This is a genomic window from Paenibacillus sp. MABNR03, assembly GCF_050455445.1.
Lineage (GTDB): Bacteria > Bacillota > Bacilli > Paenibacillales > Paenibacillaceae > Paenibacillus > Paenibacillus xylanilyticus.
This window is the reverse complement of sequence record NZ_JBCIYR010000010.1, coordinates 69,375-91,372: the sequence shown is the minus strand read 5'-3', so window position 1 is coordinate 91,372 and position 21,998 is coordinate 69,375. Positions and strand designations below refer to the sequence as shown.

Genomic DNA, 21,998 nt, shown 5'->3' with positions numbered 1-21,998 from the left:
CTCAAAGACTCATGTTTTCATATAGTGGACATTATAAAGGATCTACACTAAAAGGGCAATACGTTACATGTCTATTTTTTGAAATACGTTCCTCACAGTATACAAGTTTATCCCTGCTTCATGTTAGGAAGAACAAAAAAAACGCAGAGCCGCGGGTCGATTCCCCACGTCTCTGCGTTTATATGTGCACAGCTAAAAATCACTTCGCATACCAGAACTTAATAGTAGCTGCTGCCTTCTACAAATTCGAATTCAAAGTCACCAATGCGCACAATCGTGCCTTCTTCGGCCCCGCGTTTACGCAACTCTTCATCCACGCCCATATGACGGAGCGTTCGTGCCAGTTTCAGTATGGCCTCATGCGAGTTCAACTGCATCCGTTTCATCATGCGATCAATCTTGGCACTCTCGACAACAAAGATTTCATTCTCACGCACAATGCGGAAGCCTTCGTCCTCTTTCTTGTCCAGACTGTACACCTTGCGTTCGGATATGTCCGCTACCTCTTCCACTACAACCTCGTCCGGGATTTGATCGAGCAAATCCGCCGCACGATACAAGAGCTCTTGAATCCCTTTACGTGTCAGGGACGAGATCGGCATGATTTCAATATCCGGTTGAATTTCGCGGACCTTTTGCATGAACTGCTCCAGATTTTCTTCCGATTCCGGCATATCCATTTTGTTGGCAGCCACAATCTGAGGTCTTTCCGCGAGCACCGGGTTGTACAGCTTCAGTTCATCATTGATTTTCACCCAATCCTCAAACGGATCCCGTCCTTCCGAACCGGACATATCCACAACATGAACAATGATGCGGGTACGTTCCACATGTCGCAAAAACTCATGTCCAAGTCCAATTCCTTCATGAGCGCCTTCAATCAACCCTGGCAAGTCAGCCATAACGAAGCTGCGTCCTTCACCTACACCGACTACACCCAAGTTAGGAGTAATCGTAGTGAAATGGTAAGCTCCGATCTTCGGCTTCGCCGCCGATACGACAGACAGAAGTGTGGATTTCCCGACACTCGGGAACCCTACCAGGCCAACATCTGCCATGACTTTAAGCTCGAGCACAATATAACGTTCTTCGCCCTCTTCACCATTTTCCGCAAGCTCCGGGGCAGGATTGTTAGGTGTAGCAAACCGGATATTCCCCCGTCCGCCTCGGCCGCCGCGTGCAACAACAACCTGTTGGCCATGACGAGTCAGGTCTGCCAGTACTTCTCCACTGTCATCATCCATAATGACCGTTCCCGGTGGAATACGAACGATCATATTCTCTGCATTGGCACCGTGCTGACTTTTATTACGGCCTTTTTCTCCGCGCTTCGCTTTGAAATGGCGCTGGTAACGGAAATCCATCAACGTACGCAGACCTTCATCTACACGGAAAATGATATCGGCACCCTTGCCTCCATCGCCTCCTGCTGGTCCACCTTCAGGCACATACTTCTCCCGGCGGAAGGAAACAATCCCGTCTCCTCCATCTCCTGCTTTTACATAAATCTTCGCTTTATCAACAAACATGGCTACCCCTTCTTCCTATATTCCACACGGCATTCTGAATTGTATAAACGTGTCTTCAGACGGAAGCTGCTCCGTTCTGACATTTTTTCCTTTGAGTACGGCATTAAGCTGCCGCAATGTTTCCGGATCAGGTGTTTGATCCCCATCCAGTCGAACAACCACATCCCCATGGTCCTGTCCGAAGTTCAAGGTCAGTTTGCGAACCTCTCCCCAAGACGACCGGCCGCCACCGTATTGATAGGCTCTGATTGCATCTGCAATTGCCCCCGTAAGCGACTCGCCATCCTCGGGAGAGACCAGAGCATTAAGCTGCAACTCTTCCTCGACTTCCACATGCAATTCCAGAGCAACTCCACTGGCACGGAAAGACTGCAGATAAAAAACGAGTGAGGGAATGCCTAATTTGGAAATGCGGCTCTCCTCGTTGACCCGCTCTTTTATTCTTTCCACACATTGCACGGATTTATCAAGTTTGCCCAGCCGAAGATATCCATATAACACCTGAAGATCGTTCATCCAATCATGCCGATGATGATTTAATGATGCAATTGCTGTCTTTTCCATAGATTGTATGATGGTTCTGCGTTCCGCTTCTGCTTGTCTCTTCATCACATTCATCGAAATAAAGAGTACAGCCACGGACCACAATGCGCATACAGCACCCGAAATGGCTGCCGGATACAGCATAACGAAAACCAAAGGAATCAGAAGTGAACATGCCGCGATCCACGGCACTCTTTTCCAAGATTTCATGGCTTCTCCCCGTTCTACAAAACTCGGTTGGTTTTAAACCCCACCGTAACCAAGTATAACATGTCTTTTCTACCACTTCATTATCGAAAACATTTATACCACCGCAAATACAAAAAGCCTCCGGCAAAATTGCCGAAGGCTCCTTAGGCGGAATGCCGATATTATGCTTTTACTGCAGCTGCTACTGGAGCAACGTCCACAGGGTAGATGCTTACTTTTTTACGATCGCGTCCCCAACGTTCGAATTTCACAACGCCGTCCACTTTCGCAAACAAAGTGTCATCTTTACCGATACCCACGTTAGTACCTGGGTGGATTTTCGTTCCGCGTTGGCGAACGAGAATGCTACCACCAGTTACTGTTTGACCGTCAGCACGCTTAACGCCAAGGCGTTGCGCTCTACTGTCACGACCGTTCTTCGTGGAACCTACACCTTTTTTCGATGCGAATAACTGAAGATTTAATTTCAACATGATTGGTTGTCCTCCTTCTTTACTTATTTGAGTTGCTCTATCTTAATATACTTCCCGTATGACTCTGCAATATCAGTGAGCATAAGAACCATGGATTCGAGCAGCAATTGTACCTGGGACCAAGTCTCATCTCTCTCCAGCATTGGTAAAGAAGCGCTTAGAAAGCCATTCTTCATCTTGGCGTCCATTTCGACACCAGTCAATGTTTCGATCGAGTTTACCGTACCCACTGTAACAGCAGATACCCCGGCACATACGATGTCTTCTCCCCGCTTGGCATAATTGGCATGCCCTTCGATGGAAAAGCGATCGATGCTCTCGTCATCGTTACGAAAGATTTGAACGATAATCACTTATCGCACCCTCTTACGCTTGGATTTTCTCAATAGTTACTTTAGTGTACGGTTGACGGTGACCTTGCTTCACATGGTAGTTCTTTTTCGGTTTGTATTTGTATACAACAACCTTTTGCCCTTTGCCATGTTTCTCCACTTTAGCCGTTACAGTAGCTCCGGAAACCAATGGTGTACCTGCTGTCAAACCTTGATCGTTAGATACAGCCAGGACACGGTCGAACGTTACGCTTTCGCCATCGTTCGCAGTCAATTTCTCGATGAACAGAACATCGCCCTCTTGGACTTTGTACTGTTTGCCGCCTGTTTCAATAATTGCGTACATTTGCCTTGCACCTCCTCATGTCTCAGACTCGCCCGGTCTCAGGTGACAGCCTCCTTGCGGAGCTGTTCTTGTACCCGGCCAGTGCGGTTACAGCATGTGCAAGACCAATAGGCTAAACACATACCTGATGATTATACCACCAACCATAATAAAAATCAATGCAATGGTGAAATATATCTTTTACCTGTACCATGACAGGAAGAACACGGCTCCACATAAGGAAGTGTACTTTCTTCCCGGACTTTTTTGCGGGTCAGCTCCAGCAGGCCCAGTTTGGTCCAGCCCATTACAAACGCCTTGGTTCGGTCTTTTTTCAGTTCAGCTTCCAGCGTTGCAGCCACTTCCTGCCGATTGGTCGCTTCCTCCATATCAATAAAGTCCACAATAATCATGCCGCCAATATCCCGCAGACGCATCAAACGCGCAATCTCAACCGCTGCCTGCATGTTGGTTTCCGTTACGGTTTCTTCGAGGCTATTCCCACCGCCTCCGGTGAACTTGCCAGTATTGACGTCGATCACGGTAAGCGCCTCTGTATGGTCGATGACAATATAGCCTCCACCCGGAAGCCACACTTTACGCGCGAAATCCTTGTTGAGCTGCTCCTGAACCCCATATGCAGCAAAGATTGACTCCGAGCCCCTATAAACCTGTACTTTCGGCTGATGGCCAGGACAGATTTCCTCAAGCAAAGCCGTCACTTCGCGGGCTTGTCCTTCACTGTCAGTAATGACTTCATCACTGCCCGGTGTGTACACATCCCTAATAATTCGCTGTACCATGCTATGATCCCGATGCAACAGGCTTGGTGAAGGCAAACTATCTGCTTTTTCGCGAATCAAGCGCCATTGTTCACGCAACGTTTCCAAGTCAGTCTCAATCGCTTCCCGCTGCTCTTCTGCCGATACGGTTCGTATAATGAGCCCTTCCTCATCCCGCCTGAGCTGATCACCCAATGCCTTGAGGCGAGAACGATCCCCTTCACGGGCAATCTTCTTGGAAACAGCTACGTAATCCGCTATTGGCATGTAGACAAGCCATCGGCCCGGCAGTGAGTAGTGTGTCGTCACCCGGGCTCCTTTGCTTCCTACAGGTTCTTTCAGAACCTGAACGATGACATCCTGACCCGGACGAAGCAATTCGGAGATCGAAGGCTTCACTTTGGGCTGTTTTTCCAAATGCGGATGCAGGACATCATCGACATATAGAAAGGCATTTTTTTTCTGACCAATATCCACAAAAGCAGCCTGCATACCCGGTAACACATTGACGACCCGCCCTTTGAAAAACGAACCAAGCAGCCCGCGTTCGCGCGTACGTTCTGCCGTGAACTCCACAGCTTTGCCTTCTTCCAGAAGCGCCATTTGCATGAGGTTGTGTTCATTATGTACGATCATTTGTTTCATGGCTTCACCTCTAGAAGACAATTCAATTCATCCACATCCATTCTATATCTTTGCATTACGCAATACTCATTGTATATGTATTACCCCAATTTAGGACGAGTCCACCAACCTTGTTACAGTTTATCCGTGTTCTGTTTGAAGTAAGAACCGATAATGCGTTGTTCTGGCAATACGGCCATAATCCGTCCCTGTCTGTTCATCACATATACCATATGATATCTCTCTCTCTTTAATAGACGCAAAATAGTGTCCAAAGGTTTCGCCGGAAATGAGATTATCGGCTGTGCCAAACTGCCTGTAGCCGCGTGATGGGCAAATGCACCTTCCCGGTTCATCAAAAAGCGGATAAAACGGTAGGGCACGTTGCGGTAATCAGTTACGTTGGAATAGAACAGAAAAAGACCAATCAACAACACATTTAGCGGTAGCCCGTAGTCTCCGGTGATCCATTTGCTGATGGCAAACAAAATAACACCTGCACTGCACAGGATACTAATCCGGTAGGTCCACATTAAAGTGGTATAGTAGGGAGCAATCAGACTGACAAGGGCCTGTACGATTTTCCCGCCATCCAGTGGCAGCACCGGCAGCAGGTTAAACAGAGCGATCATCAGATTCCCTTGAATGATGTAAGCCAAGAACACCGGATCTCCCAGATTGGCATATTGCAGCAGCAAGGTGATTCCAACCATCAATATATTTTGCAGGGGGCCAGCCAGCGCAATCAAAATCTCCCGGCCAGCGGTGAGAGTGCCTCCATCTTCAATGACAGCCACACCTCCAAAAGGAAGCATCTGAATCGACAGGACACGGCAGCCCAGAAGGGCTGCCGCCGCAGCATGTCCACATTCATGAATAAATACGATCGCAAACAGGGTGATAAGCTCGATAAAGTGACCCGTAGCCAGGGAAGCCAGCATGATAATGACAAAAAACGGATGCAGCGAAATGCGTACACCCCATAGCCTAATCAAGGGCAACCACTTCCGCAGGGTCTACGTACTCCTCGCCCTCTTTTACAGCAAAATATAACGTGGCTGGCTGTTCCCCACCGGTCGCCTTGAGGCTCCCTACGGCACTTCCCGCTTCTACCCAATCATTCACGTCCACTTCACTCTCGTTCAGACGGCCGTATATCGCAGTCAGATTTCCTGTATGCTGGATGACTACGGTTATACCACTCTCTGAATCACCAAGAACTTGCATAACTCGCCCCGCATCCGAACTGACTACCTGGACCAATCCCGTCCCCTCTGCTTCCGGAACAATCTCTATGCCCTTCATGCTCAGCGCAAAAGGCTGAACGACCGTTCCCGAGATGGGTTTATCCAGCAAGGAGCGTACTCCCGAACCATTAGCAGCATCTGTTGTATTACCCAATACGGGCAGAAAGGACGGTGTGCCGCCAAAATGCCGTTCATACCAGAGAGCTGCCGAGGCAAAATCCATATCCCGATGTAGTGCATCTGCAATTGCCGTTTTCGGGGAAGCTGTCCATGACGAATTTAGTTGAAACAGGCCCCACACTGCACCGAAAATCAACGCACTAACTACTGTTCTTCGCACAAAAGATTTCGTCAAGTTAAATCGTACATGCCCACCTGGAACGTAACGCCCGTTCTCTTTTTTCCACAGCCATTCCGGATCCCTCTCTTGCTCCCCCACTAGAGACCCTACACTTCGTACTGGACCCTGTATATCAAAAGAAGAATGGGGAACTTGGCTCTCAGAACCCTTCTTGCCTGGCCCAGAGCCCGCCTCCTGCATGATCTCCATCGCAGCACCATCCAGCAATCGCCGAATGCGTTCTTCTCTTCTCTGCTTGATTCGAAGTTTCGTATTCATGGAATATCCTCCCGCCGAGGCTTGTTTAATACATCCTATGAAGGCCCCCTTCATAATATGAACAAGCACCAGGGTCGAAGCAAAATAACCCCACCGAATGAGGTTAACCTTAACCTGTCGAAGGAGTCCGCTGCAAAGAAAAAGTATAAGGATATTTCAGTTTTGTGCCAAAATATAAAAAAGCCGGGCTAAAGGCCGCGGCTGAAAGGAATAACGTTATGAAGGCGACCGGATTAACCCATGCCAAAAAACTTCTTAAAGCGTGAAAAGGCGCCTTTTTTCTGCTCCAACTGCATTAGTGGAACCGTGTCTCCCAGAATACGACGGGCAATGTTCCGATATGCAATGGCTGCAAGGGAGTCCGGATTCATTACCGTAGGCTCTCCAGAGTTGGCCGCCTTGATGACGAGTTCGTCATCTGGAACAATTCCAACCAGATCAATGTTAAGGACTTGCAAAATACCATCAATATCAAGCATGTCACCCGATTTGACCATGTTGTTCCGAATACGGTTTACAACAAGCTTCGGCGATTGGATATGTGAGCTTTCAAGTAAACCGATGACCCGATCCGCATCACGCACAGCGGCATTCTCCGGTGTAGTCACTACGATTGCCTGATCCGCTCCGGCTACCGCATTTTTGAATCCCTGTTCGATTCCGGCAGGACAATCGATAATAACATATTCAAAATCCTTTTTTAATTCAAGGATGATATCCTTGACCTGCTCCGGTGATACAGAGTTTTTGTCTCTTGTTTGAGCCGCAGGCAGCATATATAATTCTTCGAAGCGTTTGTCTTTTACCAACGCCTGATTCAGACGGCAGCGGCCGTCTGCTACATCACACAGATCGTAAATGATCCTGTTCTCGAGTCCCATCACGACATCCAGATTGCGAAGGCCGATATCGGTATCTACCAGACAAACTTTTTTTCCGAGCAGCGCCAGCGCTGTTCCGATGTTTGCTGAGGTGGTTGTTTTACCAACGCCGCCTTTACCCGAAGTGATCACGATCGCCTCTCCCATGAGCTACACTCCTTTAAACACATTAAAATCTCGGCGCAACCGGACGATATTGCTCATCTTGTCGATCTGCATCTGATTGTCCTGTAAATAAGCAAATTCCATCCCGGTATCCCGGCTCTCCCATTCATCAGGAGGACGGCTGATGATATCAGCGATTCGGAGCTGTGTCGGTGCAAACACCGATGCAGCAATAATTGACTCTTCGTCCCCGCCGATCCCAGCGTGAGCCATGCCTCTGAGTGAACCCAAAACATATATATCTCCGGTACACGTCACCGTGCCCCCCGGATTGATATCCCCAAGAAACAGGAGATTTCCTTCGTGATGAAGCACCTGACCTGAACGCACCATGCCGCACATTGTAACAATCGGCGGTGGCCCTTTAACCTCGGGTTTAAGGGCTGGTGAATCGATGGAGCGAATGAGCAGATTCCCTTTTTGCTTCAATATGTCCAGTATCGCTTCTTTTTGGTCCTCTGTTACTTCACGGCTGCCCAGCTTGATATCCACATGAACAATCGGTCCGGTCAAAATATTTTGATGGCTGTGTTCCAGCTTATAGCGGAGCTCATAGAGCAATTCCTCGAATTCACATTGATCGTCCAACAGGAAAACCAAGCCGTCTCGGATGCCTTTAATCGTTACGTGATTCGATTTTACCGTCATAAGCCTGTCCCTCCCATCTCATTACATTTCGTGCCCGGGCCCCCAAGTTCCTGCTTTCCGCTCCAACAAATGTATCAGGATGCCTCCTGCACTTTGCTCTTTCTCTTGCCAATACGCTCCAACTGCTTCCGAAGTGGAGTATAAATGATCAGGGCAAACACGAAATGAATGAACAAATTGGGTATCATATATTCCAGCAGCGCCCAGTCAAATGTCACATGATTCAGACGGAAAAGCTTATACAAAAAGAACAACATGGTGTCATTGAGCAGACTCCCCAGAATGACAACCGATACCATAACCGGAAGCGGTGCCCGCGGTGCCTGGAATATGAGTCCCATCATATAAGCAGATAACCCCATCGCAAAGCCGTAAGGTCCGATCATCTCCCCATAGAATACAACGTCATGGAGCAGTCCAAAAAATATGCCGAGCACCAGCGCAGTATGGCGATGATGATACACAGCGATAAACAAAATTACAATGTAAACGAGGTTTGCTGAAATTCGCAGTTGCCAGGCAGATGGAATAAGCAATGGAAGAATAGTTCCTTCGGCGATAAACAAAATGAACAGCAACAGAAACAAGACTTGCTTGCGCGTCACCATTACTCCTTCACCTCGGGAGGAATAACCACCATCAGCTCTTTCCAATCCAAGAAGCTTGCATATGGTTCAATCGTTGCTGTGCGAGTGAGCCCATATTCGCCGACTTCAATTTTCTTCACTTCCCCGATTCTCATATACTTCGGAAAATTATTGATAATGCCGGATGAGATAATTTCGTCACCTTTTTGGATATCAGATTCTTCCGAAATCTTGGTCATTTTGAACATGCCTGTCTTGGGATCAAAGCTCTCGATCATACCGAAAACGGTGTCTTCCTTGCCCACCGCTGTAGCTGCGATGGCATTGGAATTCGGATCGTTGGCATCCATCGAGGTTAGCAGGTTTACCGTTGATGTATAAGCACTAACGTGACTGATCACACCAACCAGACCTTCCTGGGAAGTGACAGCCATGCCTGGCTTAATATCCGCGTTCTCCCCAATATCAATATTGATCGTTCTGCTATTGGGATCCGAATTCGCACTGATGACCTGAGCAATACGATACTCATAGTTGTACCGATTTCTCTGCTCAGCCGTAAATTTAAGCAAATCCTTATAACGATCATTTGTTTTTTCCATCTCGTTATACTTCAATCGATCACGGGTATAATGCCCCATCGCAATTCGCAACTCTTCATTCTCTTCATAAACCGCACGCATGTTCGCCACATCTTTGAAAAAGCCCGCTACAGCAGAAGCGGGCTTGTAAAATACGTATTGTACAAATCCGACTGAATCCTTCAGGAATTTTTCCGGCCAGGATAGAGCGGTTCGCGGACCGAGCGTAAAGCCCATCAACGCGATAAATGTAACAAGGCCCACCAGCAAAACAAAAAGTCTTTTGTTGCCCAGCAGCTTAAACAGTTCGAACACCCTCTAACATCCATATTCTCTTCCGAGCTATGCCCGGCGGGGAGACGTGCAGACTGATAGTCCCTTCGAGAATATTCGCTGATCTCCCCGGGTATGCGGGTAATAGCTCTCCCGACTGAGGTCGGGTCCTCTTCGTTGGTTACTGCCGCTCAAGTCAAACGTGATTAAGCGATCAGTGCCGGATTAACGTTTGGAACGAACTGCCGAACTGCTTCTGCTTTTGAACAAATGGATGTTCTCAAGAGCTTTACCTGTTCCGATTGCTACACAATCGAGTGGATTTTCCGCTACGATGACCGGCATGCCTGTCTCACCAGCCAGCAGCTTGTCCAAATTGCGGAGCAATGCACCGCCTCCAGTCAACACGATACCGCGGTCCATAATATCTGCTGCAAGCTCAGGAGGACATTTTTCCAAAGTAACCTTAACAGCTTCAACAATAGCATTTACCGTATCTGCCAGAGCTTCGCTGATTTCATCCGATGTGATTGTGATGGTCTTAGGCAGACCTGTTACGAGATCGCGGCCGCGAATTTCCATCGTCTCCACTTGTTCCAGTGGCATAGCTGATCCGATTTCCATTTTCAATTGTTCAGATGTACGCTCACCGATCATTAGGTTGTACTGACGTTTAATGTACTGAATGATTGATTCGTCCATTTCATCACCAGCTACACGAACCGAACGACTTGTTACGATCCCGCCGAGGGAAATGACAGCCACTTCTGTCGTACCGCCGCCAATGTCCACAACCATGCTGCCTGTTGGTTCCCATACTGGAAGATCTGCACCAATGGCTGCTGCAAATGGCTCTTCAATCGTATATGCCTCACGTGCGCCGGCCTGTTTCGTTGCATCTTCAACCGCACGCTGTTCTACCGCTGTAATTCCGGATGGTACGCATACCATAACGTTCGGATGACGTTGGAACATCGAGCGCTGTTTTTGCGCCTGGCGAATAAAGTATTTGATCATCGTTGCCGTTGTATCAAAATCAGCAATAACGCCGTCCTTCATTGGACGAATGGCACGAATGTTACCAGGTGTACGTCCGATCATTTTTTTTGCAGATTCCCCAACAGCCTCAATGCTTTTCGTATCTGTTCGCAGGGCAACAACCGAAGGCTCCCGCACCACAATTCCTTTTCCACGTACATAAACCAGTGTATTCGCTGTCCCCAAGTCAATACCCAAATCTTTCGTAAAACCACCAAACATAACGTAATCTCCTTTTCTGCCTCATATAGCCGCTCCATCAACGTTCAGAGCGTTTCATTTTCATTTCCGCTGCAATCCTGCAGGGTTCATCATTCATTTATATTTGCTGCATCTGTAAAGTGAACCTATCTTCTACGGACAACGCCGTCAATATTCATAGGAAAACATCAACGCCAACCATTATATTATACTAAGCCCTTCTCCTTCAAACTTACGTATGTTCCGTCGCCGATAATGATATGATCCAGCACATCTATGCCAACGATTGAACCAGCTTCGATCAGTCTCTTGGTTATTTGGATATCCTCAGGACTAGGTGTAGGATCACCACTCGGGTGGTTGTGTGCACATACGATCGAGGCACTGCTGCATTTGATGGCAGCACGAAACACTTCACGTGGATGTACAATCGAAGCGTTAAGGCTGCCCATGGAGAGTGTTTCCTGGGCAATAATATGGTTTTTGCTATTCAGGAAAAGGCACACAAAGTGCTCCTTCTGCAAGTAACGAAGCTGTTCGAGCAGAATGTCTGCTGCATCACGAGGTGTACGGATTGAAGAGGACTGTACCCGTCTGCTCTTCGCAATCCGGTGACCAAGTTCAATGCCAGCCTTGAGCTGGACCGCCTTGGCCATACCGATCCCTTTCATTGCTGTCAACTCGTTCAGACTCATATCCATCAGCGAACGAATGTCACCCGCTTCGCTCAGAATACGCTGTGCCATATGCACTGCTGATTCCTGCCTTGTACCCGTCCGAAGTAAAATAGCCAGCAGTTCTGCATGGCTTAAGGCGCCCGCCCCATATTCCATCATGCGTTCTCTCGGGCGTTCTTCATGGGGGATGTCGCGCATCATGTACTGAGGCGACTCCATATACTCCCTCTTTTCACATCGTCATTTCCCAAAATCAAGCTCGCGGCAGCACATGGACTCCGAATCCATCCAGCATGTCACTCAGCAGGGAAAGAGGCAAGCCCACCACATTAAAGTAGCACCCTTCAATGCGGTCTACCAGTGAAGCGCCAATTCCTTGAATTGCGTACGATCCGGCTTTGTCCATAGGCTCTCCTGTCTGAACATACGCACGAATCGTAGCCTCGGACAGCTCCTTCATCGTTACATCCGTCTGCCGATAATGCACAACGGATTTTCCATTTCCGGCATCAATGCAAGCCACTCCAGTGAACACACGATGTGTACGTCCCTGAAGCCTTGCTAACATACGCTCAGCGTCCTGTTGATCCACGGGTTTGCCCAGAATGTCTCCATCCAGTACAACAATCGTGTCACTGCCCACAATGACAGCGTCCTGTTCAAGACCCTCAAGGCCACGATAGACTGCCATTGCTTTGCGCATGGCGAGTTCCTGAACAGTTTGCTCTGGAGTCCATTCCGGCGGTGTATCTTCATCCGCGTGGCTTGGTATTACTTTGAAAGCTAATTGGAGTGAAGCAATCAGGTCTTTGCGCCGTGGCGAAGTGGAAGCCAGAATAATCGGGCGCGATTGTGATCTATTCAAAATGAACGGCTCCTTATGCTACGGCGACATCCGTCCTAATCACGATAAATAGATGTCATACGTTTAGTTTCTTCGTCAAAAATCGTCATACTCCTACAGTCTGCGATACAGCCATACAGCGGCAATAATGCCGATCAGACTGAGAAGGCTCATTTGAAATTGAAATGAAATGTCATAACTGATAATGTCCAGATCAGCCTGCGGTGACCAACGTATGGTCGTGGCTTTGGTTAGAATGGCAACAGCCTTTACCGGCTGCAGTGCCTTGGCGATCCACGCTCCGGCCATCCAGCCGAGCAGCAGAAACAGCAATAACATGCCGAAGTTTTTTTTCATCGGTTATCTTCCCTCGCCATTTTTTGACACCCACATTATTATACGGGGTTTTGTACGTCAATACAAACACAAATCCGGCAAGGGGAACTATTTCCAGTTCCTTGCCGGACAGGGATTTCGGGGCAGTGTTAGGGGAAGGAAAACTTATTGCTTTATCCCCTCAAGCCATTTTTTCTGCTGTAAGACATAATCCATCAGATCGGATTGTACGGACCACATGTGCACATCGGAGGGATTTTTGTTATATTCAGCAACTGCTGTAATTGCGCTGTTCATCGATTTTTTCATAGCCGAAACGATGGGCTCCGCCTCCTGTCCCACTGCTGCTGAAAGTTTCCCTACACCTGTTAGCCAGGATTGGTGCTGATTCTGTAAAGCCGTCATTGTTTCAGCAGGCACAGGCTCAGGAGTCACCTGTCCGAGCTGCCCGATCGACAGTGTCGACAGTTGTTCCACCAGTGTCGAACTGCTGCTGAAAAACAGCTGAACATCTTCCTGGTTCATGCCCAGAGCAGCGGAGTTTACTGCGGGATATGCAATTTCTTTGACATACAGCTCAACTCCCTCAGACTTAAGACGAGAGCTAAGCAGTTTAGCTTCCTCTCGGTCAGCGGATATGCCTGCATACACCCGATTCCCATCATCCGGATCCGTTCCCGCGGCAATCCCTGCCTGCGAGAGCTCAAGCTTGGCCTGTTCAGCACGTTCAGGTGAACTAAACACGCCATACTGTAGCGCATAGTAGCTGCCCCCATTCAACACCGACTGAACCTGCTGCTCCGTCCCTGCTGCGCCTTGTACTCCCGTTACACTCGATACCGGTTGATTGGTTTGAGGAAGGACCCCCGGATCTGTTCCTTCCCGATTAAAAAAGGAGAGAATGACCATACCGAAAAGAGCGCCGGTTACCAAAGCTCCCGTGACTGAACCAATCATCTTCCAGCCTCTTGGAGGACGATTTCGCTTATACGAGTAGTGATCACGATCCGCCATCCAATCGTGGCCCTCATAGTTGCTGTCATCAGGTAGCTCCCTCTCATTTTCCTCGGGATCTATAACACGGTCCGAATAGACATACTGCGGCTGCATCAGCTCCGAGTTTTTAACCTTTTTCTGATCAGACTCCGATTCTAGCAAGCTTGTCCCTGGCAATGTTATCTCTCCCCAATCTCCAGGGATATCTTCCGGTGTCCAGGAAGGTGTGCTATCCATCCGCGCCGAACTCTGTGAAATCTCATCCGTCAAGGAAGGAAAGGCTCCGACCACCTTCTCCTCCTTGTAATTCGGCTTGTCCGACTCGTTCTCCCCAAAACGAAATGTCATTCTAGCATTGCTCACCCCGTACCCTCTCCTTTGTTCCATTTATATCAACTATATGACTGGAGACAATGAAAGATTCCGGGAATTCAAAAACCCGCCTGCCTCCATACGAGGACAAGCGGGTCAGGACCATGATTTATTTCAAGCCTTTGGCGAGCGTATCGCCAACTTTCCAAATATCCCCTGCACCCATGGTGAGTACAAGGTCTCCCGGCTGTAGACGATTCTGCAAATCAGCTACAACTTCTTCCTTGGTAGGGAGATAGCGAGCAGCCGCATTACTGTTCTGAACAATCAGTTCAACCAGTTTGGCGGAGTGCACACCTTCAATCTGTTTTTCGCCGGCCGGGGAGTAAATGTCGGTAATCAGCACCTCATCTGCCTCCGCGAAAGCACGACTAAACGCATCCAGCAGGAAAAAGGTACGGGTGTATCGCTGCGGCTGGAACACTGCAATAATACGTTTCCCTGTCGCTTTCGCTGCACTGATGGTCGCCTCGATTTCAGTCGGGTGATGTGCATAATCATCGATAACCAGAATATCCTGTGCTTCACCAAGTACCTGGAATCTGCGTTTGGCCCCATGGAACTGGATAATGGCTGCCGTGATCTTCTCGAACGGAATGCCCGCTTCCAGACAGGTAATTACCGTAGCCATAGCGTTATAAACATTATGTTTGCCCGGAACAGAAAGCTCTACCGTTCCCAGAGCGGTACCCTGATGGCTCATCGTGAAGGAGATCCGGCGATCACCTAACACGATATCCGATGCCATATAGTCAGCCTTCTGATCAATACCGTACGTCGTGATTCGAGATTTCAGTTCAGGCAAAATGCTCTGAATGTTCTCATCATCCGCACAGACAATCGCTGTTCCCTCCGGACGAATTTGGCTCAAAAATTGAACATACGCCTTTTTGAGTTCCTCAAAGTCACTGTTGTAATTCTCCAAATGATCCGCTTCAATGTTGGTTACAATACCAAGCCATGGATGGTATTGCAAAAACGATCCATCGCTCTCATCCGCCTCGGCAACAACCCAGTCACCTTGACCTGCCTTGGCATTGGTGCCCAGATTCATGATCTCCCCACCAATGATATAGGTCGGGTCTGTATCGCATTTGTCCATGACAAGTGCAATCATGGAAGATGTTGTCGTTTTACCATGGGCACCAGCAACCGCCACACCCTTGCGTTCGTTCAACAAGCGCGCCAGCATTTGCGCACGGTGAAGAATCGGGATATTAAGCTGCTCAGCTGCCACACGCTCCACATTATCCGCCGGAGCCGCCGTAGAGTAGACCACGAGATCTGCTCCATTTACATGTTCTGCCGTGTGCCCGATATATATTTTCGCTCCCTTGGCTGCCAGCTTCTCGGTCAACTCCTGTGAAGCGACATCCGATCCGGTAACGGTGTATCCCATTTCCAGCATAACTCTTGCGATGGCACTCATGCCATATCCGCCAATCCCTATAAAATGAACGTGTTCTGATGTATTTAACAAAACTTTCACCAACCTTTTTCAGAATCGGTTTGATGCAAAAGGGCTGCCCGCACATCCGCGATGAGATACAATGTGCCGGACACCACCCCCAGATCTTCCGCTTCCGTCCGTGACTTCAATAGATCAAGTGCCTTCGCCCAATCGGGCTCGACGATGATTTCCAGATCCTGCTTCGCAATGGCGGGACGTACCCGCTCGACGATCTGCAGCAACTCGGCTGCATCCATCTTGCGTCGAAAATCTGGCTCGGTCAGGATCAGCGTATCCACTAGTGGCAGTATATGCTGCAAATACGCTTCGTGATGCTTATTCGCCAGCATGCCCATCATCAAATTTAACTTGTTGTGAGGATATACGTCGATAATGCTCTTGGCCAGTGATTCTGCCCCTTCCGGATTATGCGCTCCATCCAGTACAATTCGGGGCTCATCCACAACCTTCTCGAACCGGCCAGCCCAAAAGGCATGCTCCAATCCAAGTGCAATATCTCTGTCATCCAGCATAAACGCCATGTATTGCCTGAGCAATTCAAGCACCATAAGAGCACACGCAGCATTATCAATTTGATGTATGCCCTGCATGCGAATCCGAACATCCAGCTCACGGAACGGCCCTGTAAAATGAAAAGATTGACCATTCTCATCGCTATTCAGTCTATGGTAAGAAAATTGTTCTCCTGACAAATACACGGTTGATCGGAGCTGGTGTGCCTTTTCCTGAATCACCTTCACCGCCTCCGGCTGCGTGACACAGGTGACAACAGGTACGCCTGGTTTGATAATGCCCGCTTTTTCTCCCGCGATCGCTTCAATGGTGTCTCCCAAAACATCCGTATGATCCATACCGATATTGGTAATCACCGAAACCACAGGTGTAACGATATTCGTTACGTCCATCCTTCCCCCCAGTCCAGTCTCCCATACTACGACATCCGGATAACACTCTTCCGCATAGTAGAGTAGTGCAAGTGCCGTAGACACTTCGAACATGGTAGGTGACCCTTGGGAAGTGGAAGCCATATCTGTGACCAAAGGATGAAGTCGATTCGCCAGCTTCAGCAGCGTCTCTTCCGGAATATCCTCACCGTTGTACTGAAAACGATTCGTGAATTTCGTGATATACGGAGATGTAAACGTGCCGACATCGTATCCCGCCTGAAGCAGCACTGACGTCAAAAAAGCGCAAGTCGAACCTTTACCGTTCGTTCCCGCGACATGAATAAATTTGAGACGTTGATGAGGATTTCCCAGCAGTGACATCAACTCCATGATTCGTTCCAATCCGGGTCTGATGCCAAAAGGAATAAGGCCATTGATCCAGTCCACAGCCTCGTCATACGTATGCAGAGGGGCAATAGTACCCGTGCCATTAAGTTCCGTCATAGGTTTCACCTTCGGTCCCGAGTTTGATTGAAAAAATCGGCCGGATGGCATGTTCCTCTCCATCCGACCCAGAAATATTAACCTTTCAGTTCCTTGATCCGGGCAATGACTTTATCCCGTTTATCCGAATAATCCGCTTGTTTGGCGCGTTCTTCCTCAATAACCTTGGCTGGTGCCTTGGCCACGAAGCCTTCGTTTGCCAGTTTTTTCTCTACACGGAGTACTTCGCCTTCAAGGTTCTGCAACTCTTTCTCCAGGCGAGCCACTTCCTGCTCAATATCAATCAGTCCTGCCAGCGGCAAGTACAGTTCAGCTCCCGTAATCACAGCACTCATTGCCTTGTCCGGTGAACTCAGATCAAGTCCGCTGTCGAACTCGGATGTATTGCAGAATCGTTGGATGTAATGGCTGTTGCGTTCGATGATGCTGAATGTCTCGGCGCTGTTCGCTTTTACCATCAATTCAATCTTTTTACTCATTGGCACATTCACTTCTGCACGGATGTTCCGTACGGCACGAATGGTATCCATGAGCAGGTTCATCTCAGCAACGGCTTCCGTATTCTCCAGCGCAGGGTCATACACTGGCCAGGAAGCAAGTGTAATCGTCTCGCCTTCATGAGGCAGGTGCTGCCAGATTTCTTCCGAAATGTATGGCATGAACGGGTGAATCAGGCGCATGGTGTGATCCAGAACGTAAGCCAGTACCGATTGTGTTTTTTTCTTGGCAACCGGATCTTCACCGTAGAAGGACAACTTGGCAAATTCAATATACCAGTCACAGAGGTCATCCCAGATAAAGTTGTACAGCAAGCGTCCTGTTTCTCCAAATTCGTATGCTTCGATTAGACGCGTAATATCGCGGGAAGTTTCGTTCAGTCGGTGCAAAATCCAATAATCCGCAGTTCCAAGCTCTCCACTAATGTCGCGATCTTCGTAAGTGAAACCTTCCAGATTCATCAGTGCAAAGCGTGATGCGTTCCAGATTTTATTCGCAAAGTTGCGTGCCTGTTCTACCCGCTCCCAGCGGAAACGAAGATCTTGGCCTGGCGTGCTGCTGGTGGAAATCATGTAGCGCATCGCATCTGCACCATATTTCTCAATAACATCCAGCGGATCCACACCATTACCGAGTGATTTGGACATTTTGCGTCCGTCTGCATCGCGAACAAGACCATGCATCAGGACATCTTTAAATGGAATTTCGTCCGTGAACTCCAGAGCAGTGAAGATCATCCGTGCAACCCAGAAGTATATGATGTCATATCCGGTTACAAGCACGCTTGTCGGATAATACCGTTTCAGATCCTCTGCATCTTCCGGCCAGCCGAGTGTGGAGAAAGGCCACAATGCCGAACTGAACCACGTATCCAGTACATCTTCATCCTGTCTCAGCTTGCGACCAGCGTATTCCGGCAGCGTGGTTGGATCTTCAGCGGATACAATAATTTCACCCGTCTCGTCGTCGTACCAGGCAGGAATTCGATGTCCCCACCACAACTGGCGGGAGATACACCAGTCACGGACATTTTCGATCCAGTTCAAATATGTTTTCTCAAAACGATCCGGAACAAAGTTTACACCATCACCGTTTTGCTGTTTTTGGATGGCTCTTTCTGCCAGAGGCTTCATCTCAACAAACCATTGTGTGGACAAATATGGCTCAACGACAGCTCCTGTCCGCTCGCTGTGTCCAACTTGGTGCGTGTGATCCTCAATGCTGATCAATACGCCCTGTTCCTGCAGATCTGCTACAATCTGCTTACGGCAGTCGCTGCGGTCCAGACCCTGGTATTTGCCAGCCTCGGCATTCATGGTACCTGTCTCATCCATCACTGTGATCTGAGGCAGATTATGACGAAGACCCACTTCGAAGTCATTCGGATCATGTGCAGGTGTAATTTTTACAGCACCGCTTCCGAATTCTTTATCCACGTAGTCATCTGCGATAACCGGAATCTCACGGCCAATGATCGGCAGGATCAGCGTTTTGCCAATCATGTCTGCATAGCGCTCATCCTTCGGATGAACTGCAACCGCAGTATCGCCCAGCATCGTCTCCGGACGAGTGGTCGCCACTGTTACGTATCCGCTTCCGTCTTTGAGTGGATATTTCAGATGATACAGGTGTCCCTGAACCTCTTTGTATTCAACCTCAATATCAGACAATGCAGTACGGTTTACCGGGTCCCAGTTGATAATTCGTTTACCTCTATAAATGAGGCCTTTTTCATACAGTTGAACAAACACCTTGCGCACCGCTTGGGAAAGCCCTTCGTCGAGCGTAAAGCGTTCACGTGAATAATCAAGCGACAAGCCCATCTTCCCCCACTGCTGACGGATCGTTGTCGCGTATTGTTCTTTCCAGTCCCATACTTTATCCAGGAACTTCTCGCGCCCCAGATCATAGCGGGTTAAGCCTTCTTCACGCAGTTTCTGCTCCACTTTGGTTTGGGTAGCAATCCCTGCATGGTCGGAACCTGGGAGCCACAGCGCATCATAGCCCTGCATCCGCTTGGTCCGAATCAGGATATCCTGTAATGTGAAATCAAGTGCATGACCGATATGAAGCATTCCGGTTACGTTCGGGGGTGGAATTACAATGGTATACGGCTCAGCATCCTTGCGCTGCCCAGCCTTGAAATACCCACGCTCTGTCCAGGTGGAGTACCATTTTTGCTCCGCAGCTTTCGGGTCATACGTCGTCGGCATTTCAGTTGCAGCTGATTTTTTTTCTTCAGACATGTGTCATTCCTCCGTTACTTAATCATCATCGCCAAAAAACAAAAAAACCTTTCATCCATCAAAGGACGAAAGGTTAGCTTTCGCGGTACCACCTTTGTTTCACGCAGACAGAAAGAAGATACATGCCTTTCTGGGGCCTCACGTGACACTTCAAGCAGATAACGGCTGCTACCGGCCCATCCTACTTCAGGAACAAATCACAAGTACTTGATTCATTATTCCTCATATTCAAACAGGCAACTCCCGGGCGACTTCGATCAGTTGGTTCCTGCGGAATTTCTCAGCGCTGCAATCCCGCTCTCTGAAAGGCCATGCTGTCTACTACTCCCGTTCCACGTTGTTCTTCAAAAAACCTAAACACATCATACCCTGACCGTGCCCGATAGTCAACCTGACAACAGCGGAAACAGGCGGCAGGCTTGGGTGCAGAACCAAAAAGCTGCAAAAACCCGCAATCCTGATCGGATTGCGGGTCAGTGCGGATCGTTATTTCACAGGTCAGAGGTCAGGGGATGTATAAAATCTGCCCTTCTTCAACAACCTGTTCGGACAAACGATTGTATAACTGGAGTTCCCGGGTACTCAATTGATAACGGTCAGCAATGGTATCCAGTGTCTCTTCACGCTGAACAATGCACAATTTCACTTTGCGGAATGGCGTCTGATCGACGATCGTACCCAGAAACAGGTTCTTCCATTGAACATCATCAGCCTGATAGGGTTCTTCCTGACTGGTACCCGCGACCGACTCGTCCTCCCGATCCGATTCAGCATCGCGCACGGATCTGCCCGAAGACAACAGGGAGGAGATGCCTACCCCTTCTTCCTGTCTTGATGAAGATGCCTTCTTGCTGCCAAAAGCCACTTTGAGCTCCGGCTTGTCTTCCGTCTCAGCCACAGGTTCTGGAATAAACGAGGCAGACTCCACGGCCTCATCTGCACTCCCTGCTTCCAGCGAAGAAGGTCTCTCAACCTCAGCAGTTTCAGGTTCAGACGCGGCGAATACATCCTGCCAATTTTCTGCCGGAACTTCAGCCGCAGGTTGATCTTCCTGCTGGGAGATCGATCGGGACTCAAAATTCCAAACATTCGAGGCGGCTGAATCTTCCGAAGTTTGTTGGTTCAGCCCCGTGTTTGTATGTAAGGTCTCCACGGAAGGCTCGGACCAGACAGACGACGAATCTTCGGCGAGGGGAAGCAAAGGCTCTGACTCCGGATAAGAAGCAAGCCTGTCAGCAGTCTCCGCCATAAAAGAAGAGACAGGCGAAGGCGAGCTGGACACCTCATTCTCAGCAATTTCATCGTCTTGAGTAATTAAGGATGGATATTCTTCGTCAGCAGGGGGTCTGTTCTGACTTTCCTCTTCATAGGGATCTTCACTCGTCTCAGCATAGAGCTGTTCAGGTGCAGGGTTTATCTGGGATTCCGACTGGGTGTCTGCTTCATAACGAATATTTTCGTCAGCAGGTTGCAGCAAATGGTTAGATTCTTCCGCCGCATACAGAGATTCAGCAGCTATGGAAAGACCTTCCTCTTCACTACGTTGAAGCAAATACTCCTGTGCAAAGGTGTTCAAACCAACATCCGTTAACCCTTCTTCAGGGGTTCGGTTACCCTGCTGCGGATCAGTTGAATGTACGACAGTAAACTCGTCTGCTGACCAGGCCTGAGTCTCTTCCACAGGAAAACCCTCTATGCCACGCAGTGACAATACACCCGTAATATTCAGACTGCGGCTGGATAACAAATCCACATCAAAATTTTCAATCTCAATTGAAATATCCTCAAGTGATCTTACCCGATTCAGGGGAACCGTGATTTCAACCGGAATAAAATGCTTCAGCTCCTCCGAGATCTCGTTCTCTCCCCTGTATGCACCTGTAAGCAAAAGATGGCCTCGCAGCGTTGCATGATCATCCTGACCGATGACTTGAATGCGCGGGTATAACTCAATTTCCTCCAGTTCCTCAATGGCTGGGACTCCCTCGGACAAATGAACGCGCTCATAAATATCGAACCGTAAACCATAAGGTTGATTCAACAAAGGTGGCGTCCTCCTTTCGGCATATGTTCACCATGATCCTTCTCATGGGACTGATCCATGGTCCA

At 48.7% G+C, this 21,998-nt stretch carries 21 protein-coding genes and 2 other annotated features; all 21 genes read right to left on the bottom strand.

Annotation, left to right across the window (positions count from 1 at the left end):
- Positions 1–218: 218 nt before the first annotated feature.
- Positions 219–1,529 (bottom strand): GTPase ObgE, encoded by a 1,311-nt coding sequence (gene obgE, locus AAIH57_RS27910; RefSeq protein ID WP_175394380.1) that lies wholly within the window; start codon positions 1,527–1,529, stop codon positions 219–221.
- Positions 1,530–1,544: 15 nt separating this feature from the next.
- On the bottom strand, positions 1,545–2,282 hold the full coding sequence (locus AAIH57_RS27905; RefSeq protein WP_430023782.1) for a Spo0B domain-containing protein: 738 nt from the start codon (positions 2,280–2,282) through the stop codon (positions 1,545–1,547).
- A 161-nt stretch (positions 2,283–2,443) separates the two neighbouring features.
- The gene (gene rpmA, locus AAIH57_RS27900; RefSeq protein ID WP_095293321.1) at positions 2,444–2,755 is read right to left on the bottom strand and encodes a 50S ribosomal protein L27; all 312 of its coding nucleotides are present in this window, start codon (positions 2,753–2,755) and stop codon (positions 2,444–2,446) included.
- 23 nt (positions 2,756–2,778) lie between these two features.
- Entirely contained in the window at positions 2,779–3,108 is a 330-nt protein-coding gene (locus AAIH57_RS27895; RefSeq protein ID WP_175394382.1) for a ribosomal-processing cysteine protease Prp, read from the bottom strand.
- Between the two features lie 13 nt (positions 3,109–3,121).
- The gene (rplU, locus tag AAIH57_RS27890) at positions 3,122–3,433 is read right to left on the bottom strand and encodes a 50S ribosomal protein L21 (RefSeq protein WP_095293319.1); all 312 of its coding nucleotides are present in this window, start codon (positions 3,431–3,433) and stop codon (positions 3,122–3,124) included.
- A 14-nt stretch (positions 3,434–3,447) separates the two neighbouring features.
- Positions 3,448–3,532: a sequence feature (ribosomal protein L21 leader region), on the bottom strand.
- Between the two features lie 56 nt (positions 3,533–3,588).
- A complete protein-coding gene (locus AAIH57_RS27885; protein WP_430023781.1) occupies positions 3,589–4,839 on the bottom strand; it encodes an Rne/Rng family ribonuclease in 1,251 nt (416 codons plus the stop codon).
- A 113-nt stretch (positions 4,840–4,952) separates the two neighbouring features.
- The gene (locus AAIH57_RS27880; RefSeq protein ID WP_430023780.1) at positions 4,953–5,813 is read right to left on the bottom strand and encodes a M50 family metallopeptidase; all 861 of its coding nucleotides are present in this window, start codon (positions 5,811–5,813) and stop codon (positions 4,953–4,955) included.
- A complete protein-coding gene (locus tag AAIH57_RS27875; protein ID WP_430023779.1) occupies positions 5,806–6,684 on the bottom strand; it encodes a peptidoglycan DD-metalloendopeptidase family protein in 879 nt (292 codons plus the stop codon). The genes AAIH57_RS27880 and AAIH57_RS27875 overlap by 8 nt, the downstream gene beginning before the upstream one ends.
- Positions 6,685–6,917: 233 nt before the next feature.
- Positions 6,918–7,712 (bottom strand): septum site-determining protein MinD, encoded by a 795-nt coding sequence (gene minD / locus AAIH57_RS27870; protein ID WP_175394386.1) that lies wholly within the window; start codon positions 7,710–7,712, stop codon positions 6,918–6,920.
- A 3-nt stretch (positions 7,713–7,715) separates the two neighbouring features.
- The gene (gene minC, locus AAIH57_RS27865; protein ID WP_175394387.1) at positions 7,716–8,378 is read right to left on the bottom strand and encodes a septum site-determining protein MinC; all 663 of its coding nucleotides are present in this window, start codon (positions 8,376–8,378) and stop codon (positions 7,716–7,718) included.
- Between the two features lie 74 nt (positions 8,379–8,452).
- The gene (mreD, locus tag AAIH57_RS27860; RefSeq protein WP_175394388.1) at positions 8,453–8,986 is read right to left on the bottom strand and encodes a rod shape-determining protein MreD; all 534 of its coding nucleotides are present in this window, start codon (positions 8,984–8,986) and stop codon (positions 8,453–8,455) included.
- Complete coding sequence (mreC, locus tag AAIH57_RS27855; protein ID WP_430023778.1) at positions 8,986–9,861, bottom strand: rod shape-determining protein MreC; 876 nt, start codon at positions 9,859–9,861, stop codon at positions 8,986–8,988. The genes mreD and mreC overlap by 1 nt, the downstream gene beginning before the upstream one ends.
- Positions 9,862–10,044: 183 nt before the next feature.
- Positions 10,045–11,079 (bottom strand): rod shape-determining protein, encoded by a 1,035-nt coding sequence (locus AAIH57_RS27850; RefSeq protein ID WP_095293312.1) that lies wholly within the window; start codon positions 11,077–11,079, stop codon positions 10,045–10,047.
- Between the two features lie 185 nt (positions 11,080–11,264).
- A complete protein-coding gene (radC, locus tag AAIH57_RS27845; RefSeq protein ID WP_175394390.1) occupies positions 11,265–11,954 on the bottom strand; it encodes a RadC family protein in 690 nt (229 codons plus the stop codon).
- Between the two features lie 34 nt (positions 11,955–11,988).
- A complete protein-coding gene (locus AAIH57_RS27840) occupies positions 11,989–12,600 on the bottom strand; it encodes a Maf family protein (RefSeq protein WP_430023777.1) in 612 nt (203 codons plus the stop codon).
- Positions 12,601–12,693: 93 nt separating this feature from the next.
- Complete coding sequence (locus AAIH57_RS27835; protein ID WP_175394392.1) at positions 12,694–12,936, bottom strand: DUF4321 domain-containing protein; 243 nt, start codon at positions 12,934–12,936, stop codon at positions 12,694–12,696.
- Between the two features lie 144 nt (positions 12,937–13,080).
- A complete protein-coding gene (locus AAIH57_RS27830; RefSeq protein WP_430023776.1) occupies positions 13,081–14,274 on the bottom strand; it encodes an SPOR domain-containing protein in 1,194 nt (397 codons plus the stop codon).
- A gap of 118 nt (positions 14,275–14,392) precedes the next feature.
- Complete coding sequence (gene murC, locus AAIH57_RS27825; RefSeq protein ID WP_246310758.1) at positions 14,393–15,712, bottom strand: UDP-N-acetylmuramate--L-alanine ligase; 1,320 nt, start codon at positions 15,710–15,712, stop codon at positions 14,393–14,395.
- Between the two features lie 56 nt (positions 15,713–15,768).
- A complete protein-coding gene (locus tag AAIH57_RS27820) occupies positions 15,769–17,145 on the bottom strand; it encodes a bifunctional folylpolyglutamate synthase/dihydrofolate synthase (protein ID WP_175394395.1) in 1,377 nt (458 codons plus the stop codon).
- Positions 17,146–17,222: 77 nt separating this feature from the next.
- Positions 17,223–19,889, bottom strand: coding sequence for a valine--tRNA ligase (locus AAIH57_RS27815; protein ID WP_430023775.1), 2,667 nt, complete (start codon positions 19,887–19,889; stop codon positions 17,223–17,225).
- A gap of 58 nt (positions 19,890–19,947) precedes the next feature.
- Positions 19,948–20,233: a binding site (T-box leader), on the bottom strand.
- 161 nt (positions 20,234–20,394) lie between these two features.
- Entirely contained in the window at positions 20,395–21,933 is a 1,539-nt protein-coding gene (locus tag AAIH57_RS27810) for a LysM peptidoglycan-binding domain-containing protein (protein WP_430023774.1), read from the bottom strand.
- Positions 21,934–21,998 lie beyond the last annotated feature (65 nt).

Coding starts and splice junctions, on each gene's coding strand:
- obgE (WP_175394380.1), bottom strand. CDS start 1,529: ATGTTTGTTGATAAAGCGAAGATTTATGTAAAAGCAGGAGATGGAGGA.
- AAIH57_RS27905 (WP_430023782.1), bottom strand. CDS start 2,282: ATGAAATCTTGGAAAAGAGTGCCGTGGATCGCGGCATGTTCACTTCTG.
- rpmA (WP_095293321.1), bottom strand. CDS start 2,755: ATGTTGAAATTAAATCTTCAGTTATTCGCATCGAAAAAAGGTGTAGGT.
- rplU (WP_095293319.1), bottom strand. CDS start 3,433: ATGTACGCAATTATTGAAACAGGCGGCAAACAGTACAAAGTCCAAGAG.
- AAIH57_RS27885 (WP_430023781.1), bottom strand. CDS start 4,839: ATGAAACAAATGATCGTACATAATGAACACAACCTCATGCAAATGGCG.
- AAIH57_RS27875 (WP_430023779.1), bottom strand. CDS start 6,684: ATGAATACGAAACTTCGAATCAAGCAGAGAAGAGAAGAACGCATTCGG.
- minD (WP_175394386.1), bottom strand. CDS start 7,712: ATGGGAGAGGCGATCGTGATCACTTCGGGTAAAGGCGGCGTTGGTAAA.
- minC (WP_175394387.1), bottom strand. CDS start 8,378: ATGACGGTAAAATCGAATCACGTAACGATTAAAGGCATCCGAGACGGC.
- mreD (WP_175394388.1), bottom strand. CDS start 8,986: ATGGTGACGCGCAAGCAAGTCTTGTTTCTGTTGCTGTTCATTTTGTTT.
- AAIH57_RS27850 (WP_095293312.1), bottom strand. CDS start 11,079: ATGTTTGGTGGTTTTACGAAAGATTTGGGTATTGACTTGGGGACAGCG.
- radC (WP_175394390.1), bottom strand. CDS start 11,954: ATGGAGTCGCCTCAGTACATGATGCGCGACATCCCCCATGAAGAACGC.
- AAIH57_RS27835 (WP_175394392.1), bottom strand. CDS start 12,936: ATGAAAAAAAACTTCGGCATGTTATTGCTGTTTCTGCTGCTCGGCTGG.
- murC (WP_246310758.1), bottom strand. CDS start 15,712: ATGAGTGCCATCGCAAGAGTTATGCTGGAAATGGGATACACCGTTACC.
- AAIH57_RS27820 (WP_175394395.1), bottom strand. CDS start 17,145: ATGACGGAACTTAATGGCACGGGTACTATTGCCCCTCTGCATACGTAT.
- AAIH57_RS27815 (WP_430023775.1), bottom strand. CDS start 19,889: ATGTCTGAAGAAAAAAAATCAGCTGCAACTGAAATGCCGACGACGTAT.